The sequence below is a fragment of the Propionivibrio sp. genome (assembly GCF_016790145.1).
Taxonomy (GTDB): Bacteria; Pseudomonadota; Gammaproteobacteria; order Burkholderiales; family Rhodocyclaceae; genus Propionivibrio.
The window spans coordinates 1-6,017 of the sequence record NZ_JAEUOI010000133.1 but is presented as its reverse complement, the minus strand read 5'-3'; the positions used below and the strand labels follow the sequence as shown (position 1 = coordinate 6,017).

The following is a 6,017-nucleotide window of genomic DNA, read 5'->3' as shown; positions in this document are numbered from 1 at the left end:
GGCATCGCTTGTTAGCCTGTGGAAAGTCGGCGCGGTTAGGCCACTCTGCGAAGCAGGAACCCGCCGAAGCGACTAAACGTGAGCTTGCTCATGCATAGCGCCGTAGGAATCTCCGGCCTTCAGGCCGGGGAGGACGTCAATGTAGTTTCATACCGTTCAGGCGAACCCTGAACCCTGACTGGAACTCGCCAGCGAGATCTCCGGGCGTGAAAAACCGGAATTGATCGAGGTTATTGCATGAATGCTTATGAAATCGCAAACGGCTGAAACATCCCACATCGTGGCCCTAGGCCAGGCTTCGCGCTCATTCTGGCGAAAGCCGGAATCCAGGATTTTGGAGCGCCAACTGGGTCCAGGCTTTTGCTGGGACGACGGTTACAGGATAAGAAAGACTTTGCGGAGCCTCGAAAAAATCACCAATGCATTCATACGACTGCCCTACAGCATTGACCGAGGTATGGAGGTCAGGGATACTTTGCAGCGTTCGTTTTAAATTCCTGTCCTCAATTACCACAATCTGAACCGGAGAAACTCGATGCCTTTGCTGAAGATACAAACCAACGTAGTTTTGGACGCAGATGCCGGGAAAGCGCTCGTCGCCGAGGCGTCGCGCGCCGTTGCGGCTTTACTTGGAAAGCCCGAGCGTTACGTCATGGTCTCGCTTGAGACCGCCGCGACGATGGCCTTCGGTGGTGATTCGTCTCCTCTGGCCTACCTGGAAATGAAAAGCATCGGGCTGCCGCAAGGCCGTACGGCCACCCTGTCGAAAGCGCTGTGTGAACTCATGAACAAGGCGCTCGGCGTGAACACCGAGCGGGTTTATATCGAGTTCGCCGACGCCCAGGGCGCCCTGTGGGGATGGAACGGCGGGACTTTTTAATCTTTCCGGCTTTAATTCCCAGCCTCTAGCAACATTCCCCAGTAGTTGCCATGGGTTCTGATAATTTGTCGCTGGCCACGGTGAGGCTCATGGAAATTCCGCAGCCTGAAAACGGCCCGTGCTGCGCCGGGGGATGACGAACGGGATGATTTGTTCGGAACCAGGGAATTTGCCGGATTGAACGTCGGCAGCTCTGCACATTGCAGCCCGGCGGAAAATCGAAGTCGGTGTCCGGATCCCGGCCAGAACTTCCATCCATGTTTTCTGTAGTGACTTGTACTTTGCAGCGATTGCCGACCGCCAGGAAAAATTGATCGGGAATTTTTTTCGATGCCGCCATGATTGGGCCAGCGTTTCTTGAGGGGCCGGTCTGCTGCACATTGCAGCCGATCAACACGCGCCAGCAGAAAATCAGCAGCCTTGAGCCGGAGCGGCTGCTTGTCAAAAACGCCAACTCACCTTATCGACCCCGAAGAGACTGATGACGTTTTGTAGTCGTCCGACCGCTTCATGATCCATTGCCGCCGTCCGGCCCAGACTTCTATAAGCAATAAATTGATCAATAAACATCGACGCTGTTTCGGTTGCCCGACAGTCCAAGGGCCGTGCTACCGGATCTCAACAGATAATTCGACCTTGGCCCTTTTGGCCCTAAAACCCGCCGAAGCGGGGTCTCTGTGCAAGTCCTGCTGAAAGTTATTAAGCCGTTTTCAGTTTCGTGCGCCGCGCCGCGATTCCAAGCAAACCAAGTCCTGCGAGCAGCATGGCGTTGGTTGAGGGCTCGGGGATGGCTGGGGTCGCCGCAAAGAACTGCACTTCCGAAACGAGTACCCAGTCGGCCGGGCCGAAGGGGTGGGCGGTAGTCCGAGGCTCCCGGTTGTAGTTGAACGTTATCTTCAGCGTATCTCCGCTCAATCCCAGACCGGCAAAGTCGTACCAGTGGTTTGCGCCGCCGCCCGTGTAAGTCGGGTCGGCTCCCTGAGATAAGGAGACGCCCCCCATCAAGAACCCCAGCGGGCTGGCGTGATACCCGTAATTCATTGAAATCTTCACTTCGTCGATATTTGTCCCGGGAGTGAAGTGAAATGTAACGGAAGGAGTTGCAAGGGAGGACATCCTCCAGCCTACGTAGGGGCTGTTGTCATACGCAGGCCCTGAAACGCATGGTCTTGCACCGCCGCAGTCACCCCAGTTCTTAACCGCCGCGAAACCGTCCGTCAAATCCCCGAGCCCGCTGGACAAAGCCGCGTAACCGACTGTCTTGCTGCCCGATCCGTTGTAGGTATCATCAAACAGCGTGACATTGCCATAGCCTGCGTTTCCGTCGCCGTTTTTCAAATCATAGCTGGTGGCGAAAACCTGCGGCCCACCAAGGGCTGAAGTGGACAAGCCCGTCAAAAGCAATGAGGCAAAAAATGTCGCACGACAAACTGACACGGCCCGATTGAACATTAAGCGCTTCATAAAACCTCCTGCTAGCTAGTAAGTTAGTTTGGGTAATCTAAAAATTTCGGGAGATCCTGTTTTTGTGCCCAAGGGTTGTGATCGCCATAACCGGACAAGTCAAAACCGCTTCCCACCACGAGAGCAGGAAAATCAACGCTACGCTTTGTCTTGTTGATTTGATCAACATGATCAGTGCCTGCTAATCATAACTTCAGGCTACAAAAAAACTATGCTTTGTAGTGCCTGCGTTCGGGCTTTCACTAGCATGTGACAAGGCTTCAGCGTCCGCCGATCAACGATGCAAGTCAATACCCCCTTCCAGGTAAATCACGGAGGATGGTTATAAAAATTTACCATTCCAGGTAAATGCCAAGCCAGCCTGATGAACAACAAACCAATCGGAAAGGATAGGTTGGTGGCTCTTGGCCTCGAGGCAGGAAGCGGCAAGCGCAAATCCGCCCGCTATCCATGCAGCGCTACTGGCCTTGACGCCTTCAATGCAAACTACGTATCACTCAGGCAGCCAGTCAGGGTCTTCACTTTACCGCGCACAATCTTGCCATAAAGGATAGATAATCCAACCGACCTTGACGAAGTATGGCTGATGCCTGGTGCCGCTAGCCGTTTGGGCACCGCCAGCACCCATTACCGCACCGGCAGCGGCGGAAAGAAGAGATCGATCAGGTGCGCCGCTGTTTCGGCTATGCGCTAGGTATTACACGAGGGGCACACGCCACGACACTTGCAGGAGTTGGCGATCAGGAAATCGTGCTGACACTTGTAGCAGTAAGCACGTGCAAAACCATGCGCGAGAATTCCGCATTCGAGGTATCGGCGAAAGGTGCGCTCAACATGGGACGGCGGTGCTTCACCATCCTCTCCGCTGGCGAGTTCCAGCCAGGTATCGAGGTGGATATGGTCAATGCGATACACAAGTGTGTGTTCGGGACGGTGGCACTGGTAGCGCTGGGGTGTAGGCGCGGCGCATTGAGCGGCGGCGGCCATCGTATAGGCCCATCCTGGTCGGATAACCGAGACAGGATACTGTATACACAGCACTCGGGCGCAGGAGCACAGCCGCAGCGTGGTGGTCAAGTTAATGTCGCGTTTGGTGGACGGTCTACCACGACTGAGGCAGTCGTGTAGGTAGATCGATGGCCGCTGTCCCGCCTGGAGCTGACGCTCATAGGCGGGGATTTGCAGTGTCGACAGTGTCGGCTTCTGGCCGAAAACACTCATAGCGCCAAGCAACCTCAAAGCGGACGTACGAGCCGAATCAAGGTATGTGTTCTGACTACTGTTATCTGCTGATCAATGGCCGCATTCTGTCTCCAGGCGAGCGTGGCCTGCTGCCGGGCTTTGTTTCAACAGCAGGTTCGTACAGTGCCTTCCCGTGAGAGAAGCAATGGTATGCTGTTCGAAATTTCATGGAGCCCATGATCGATGACTTTGCAAATCGACCTTAAAAGCGCCGTGCTGGCCTTGTCGGACGCCCTCGACCTGGTCGGGGTCAACGATTTTCAGCACGGCAAGCGGGTGGCAATGATCGCGCGCAAAAGCGCCTTTCTCCTCGGCTTGCCTGAAGAGCGACTCGACAACCTGGTATGCGCCAGTCTGCTCCATGACATCGGCGTTTCATCCACCGTCATGCACCGGCGGCTGGTGCACGATTCGGAATGGGACGAGCGGGATGCCCACTGCGAACGCGGGCATGAACTGCTGCAGCCTTTTGCCCACCTGTCGCTGCTGGCCAATGCCATCCGTTACCACCATACGCCCTGGGGTGAACTGCCGTCCGGCCTGAGCGAGGCCGATGCCGTGGACAGTAACCTGATACTTCTCGCCGACCGTGTGGACTCGGTTCTGCTGCGGGAAGGGCTGGAAAATCCGCTGCTGCACCGGGAAGCGATCTGCGCCGAAATCGAAGCCATGGCCGGTCACCTGCTCGCGCCCGAGGTCGTCAGTGCCTTTCTCGGGGCCGCCGCCAACGAGGCTTTCTGGATTGCGCTGGTGCCACGTCACGTGCATTTTTATCTGTCCGAATTGCCGCTGGCCAACTGGCGGGTCACCATCGAGTTCCCCCAGTTCCGCCATGTGGCGCGCCTGGTATCGAGCATCGTCGACGCCAAGAGTCACTTCACCGCGTCACACTCGCTGGGTGTCGCGCAGCTTTCCCGGCATCTGGGAGAACGCATGGGATTGCACGCCGACGCACTGGTGCAGGTGGAAATCGCCGGCCTGATGCATGACGTAGGCAAGTTGTGCGTACCGGACGAGATTGTCGACAAGCCTTTTCCCCTCACTCCTGTGGAATTCTCGGTCATGGAGCGGCACAGTTTCGAGACCTATCAGATCCTGCGCCATATCCCCGGAATGGAGACGGTTGCCGAATGGGCGGCCTTCCACCATGAAACGCTGAATGGCCGTGGTTATCCCTTCCGCCACAAGGCCGAACGTCTCAGTCTTGAGGCCCGCATCGTCGCCGTAGCGGATGTATTCCAGGCGCTGGCGCAGGCACGACCCTACCGTGGGCCGCAGCCCACGGAAGTGATCCCCCGCATCCTGGACATGTTTGTCGCCAACGGTGCACTTGATCCGGAGGTGGTGGCCGTGGCCGGCGAGGACCTGCAGGCGAGCTGGCTGGCCGCCACGCAAACAATCTGAACGCAGTGCTGGCCGGGGTACAGGAGGCGAATCCACGCCAGATCTGGATACCGGCCTGCGCCGGTATGACGGCAGTTGAAGACGTCATCGGGCTACGGGAATTGGTCGCTAGCCGCAGTTCGCAAAGGCGACTATCCGCCTGGCCTATAGCCTGCGTATTTTGTCCAGCAAGGCCGTCGTCGATGTCTGGTGAATGAAGGGAATCGACACCACCTTGCCACCCCAGCCGGCGACTTCAACGTGGCCGACGATTTTCTCCACCGGCCAGTCGCCGCCCTTGACCAGCACCTCCGGCCGGCAGTCGAGAATGCGGGCGAGGGGTGTGTCTTCGTCGAACCAGGTGACCAGCGAAACGCAGTCCAGCGCGGCCATCACCGCCAGACGGTCGGCCAGCGTATTCACCGGGCGCTCGTCGCCCTTGCCCAGCCGTCTGACCGACGCATCGGAGTTGAGTGCGACCAGCATCGACTTGCCCAGTGCCCTCGCTTGAGCAAGCAGGGTCACGTGGCCACGGTGCAGAATGTCAAAGCAGCCGTTGGTAAAGACCAGCGGTCGCGGCAGTTGCGCAAGACGCGCGGCCAGGTCGCCGGGCGCGACAATCCTGAATTCAAAAGCGGGGGGCGGAAAATTCATCTACTGCGGCTCCACGTGCGGCGAGCGATGATTTTAGCATTGGCAGGCGGAAGGCGATCGGTGCTTTGAACTTCGGGGAGGCGCTGGCAACTTCGAAGTTACGTGGGACCGAGTGCTGGCGCGCCATCCTGCCAGCCGCGCAAGGCCGTGAGCGCGTCCTCAAGGGTCGGCAGCGCAACGATGCCGTCGATTGCCGGGAGTCTGTCGCTGCCGGCGCCGCCTGCCCAGAGGGCAAGCCCCGGTGGAAGCATCTGGCGAAGCTGGTCGAGCAGGGGAGAATTCTGTCGTGAGGTAAAGGCCGACGAGAACGACAGGGCGACAATATCGGCCTCGTGGTCGACGGCGGCCAGGCGGTTGTCGATCAGCGGTGTCTGCGTTCCCAGCGAGATGCAGG

5 protein-coding genes and 2 pseudogenes are annotated in these 6,017 nt (G+C 57.9%); 2 read left to right on the top strand and 5 right to left on the bottom strand.

The window, feature by feature from the left end; all coding sequences use genetic code 11:
• Window positions 1-535 precede the first annotated feature (535 nt).
• Window positions 536-880: a phenylpyruvate tautomerase MIF-related protein gene (locus JNM42_RS11425; protein ID WP_294269683.1), complete on the top strand. Its 345-nt coding sequence runs from the start codon at window positions 536-538 to the stop codon at window positions 878-880.
• 25 nt (window positions 881-905) lie between these two features.
• Here the strand turns inward: JNM42_RS11425 and JNM42_RS11420 are convergent, their stop codons facing one another.
• From JNM42_RS11420 to JNM42_RS11410, 3 genes and pseudogenes are all read right to left on the bottom strand, one after another.
• Complete coding sequence (locus tag JNM42_RS11420) at window positions 906-1,334, bottom strand: hypothetical protein (RefSeq protein ID WP_294269681.1); 429 nt, start codon at window positions 1,332-1,334, stop codon at window positions 906-908.
• Window positions 1,335-1,579: 245 nt separating this feature from the next.
• On the bottom strand, window positions 1,580-2,344 hold the full coding sequence (locus JNM42_RS11415) for a PEP-CTERM sorting domain-containing protein (protein ID WP_294269670.1): 765 nt from the start codon (window positions 2,342-2,344) through the stop codon (window positions 1,580-1,582).
• A gap of 630 nt (window positions 2,345-2,974) precedes the next feature.
• A pseudogene (locus JNM42_RS11410) lies at window positions 2,975-3,331 on the bottom strand (transposase zinc-binding domain-containing protein); the annotation flags it as partial.
• Window positions 3,332-3,769: 438 nt separating this feature from the next.
• On the opposite strand from JNM42_RS11410, the gene JNM42_RS11405 reads away from it, so the two are divergent.
• Window positions 3,770-4,990, top strand: coding sequence for an HD domain-containing phosphohydrolase (locus JNM42_RS11405; protein ID WP_294269667.1), 1,221 nt, complete (start codon window positions 3,770-3,772; stop codon window positions 4,988-4,990).
• A 144-nt stretch (window positions 4,991-5,134) separates the two neighbouring features.
• Here the strand turns inward: JNM42_RS11405 and JNM42_RS11400 are convergent, their stop codons facing one another.
• Both JNM42_RS11400 and JNM42_RS11395 read right to left on the bottom strand, forming a co-directional pair.
• Window positions 5,135-5,623 carry an adenylyltransferase/cytidyltransferase family protein gene (locus tag JNM42_RS11400; protein WP_294269664.1) on the bottom strand — a complete coding sequence of 163 codons (489 nt, stop codon included), beginning with the start codon at window positions 5,621-5,623 and terminating at the stop codon, window positions 5,135-5,137.
• Between the two features lie 98 nt (window positions 5,624-5,721).
• Window positions 5,722-6,017, bottom strand: a pseudogene (locus JNM42_RS11395) (MerR family transcriptional regulator); the annotation flags it as partial.

Coding starts and splice junctions, on each gene's coding strand:
- JNM42_RS11425 (WP_294269683.1), top strand. CDS start 536: ATGCCTTTGCTGAAGATACAAACCAACGTAGTTTTGGACGCAGATGCC.
- JNM42_RS11405 (WP_294269667.1), top strand. CDS start 3,770: ATGACTTTGCAAATCGACCTTAAAAGCGCCGTGCTGGCCTTGTCGGAC.
- JNM42_RS11415 (WP_294269670.1), bottom strand. CDS start 2,344: ATGAAGCGCTTAATGTTCAATCGGGCCGTGTCAGTTTGTCGTGCGACA.
- JNM42_RS11400 (WP_294269664.1), bottom strand. CDS start 5,623: ATGAATTTTCCGCCCCCCGCTTTTGAATTCAGGATTGTCGCGCCCGGC.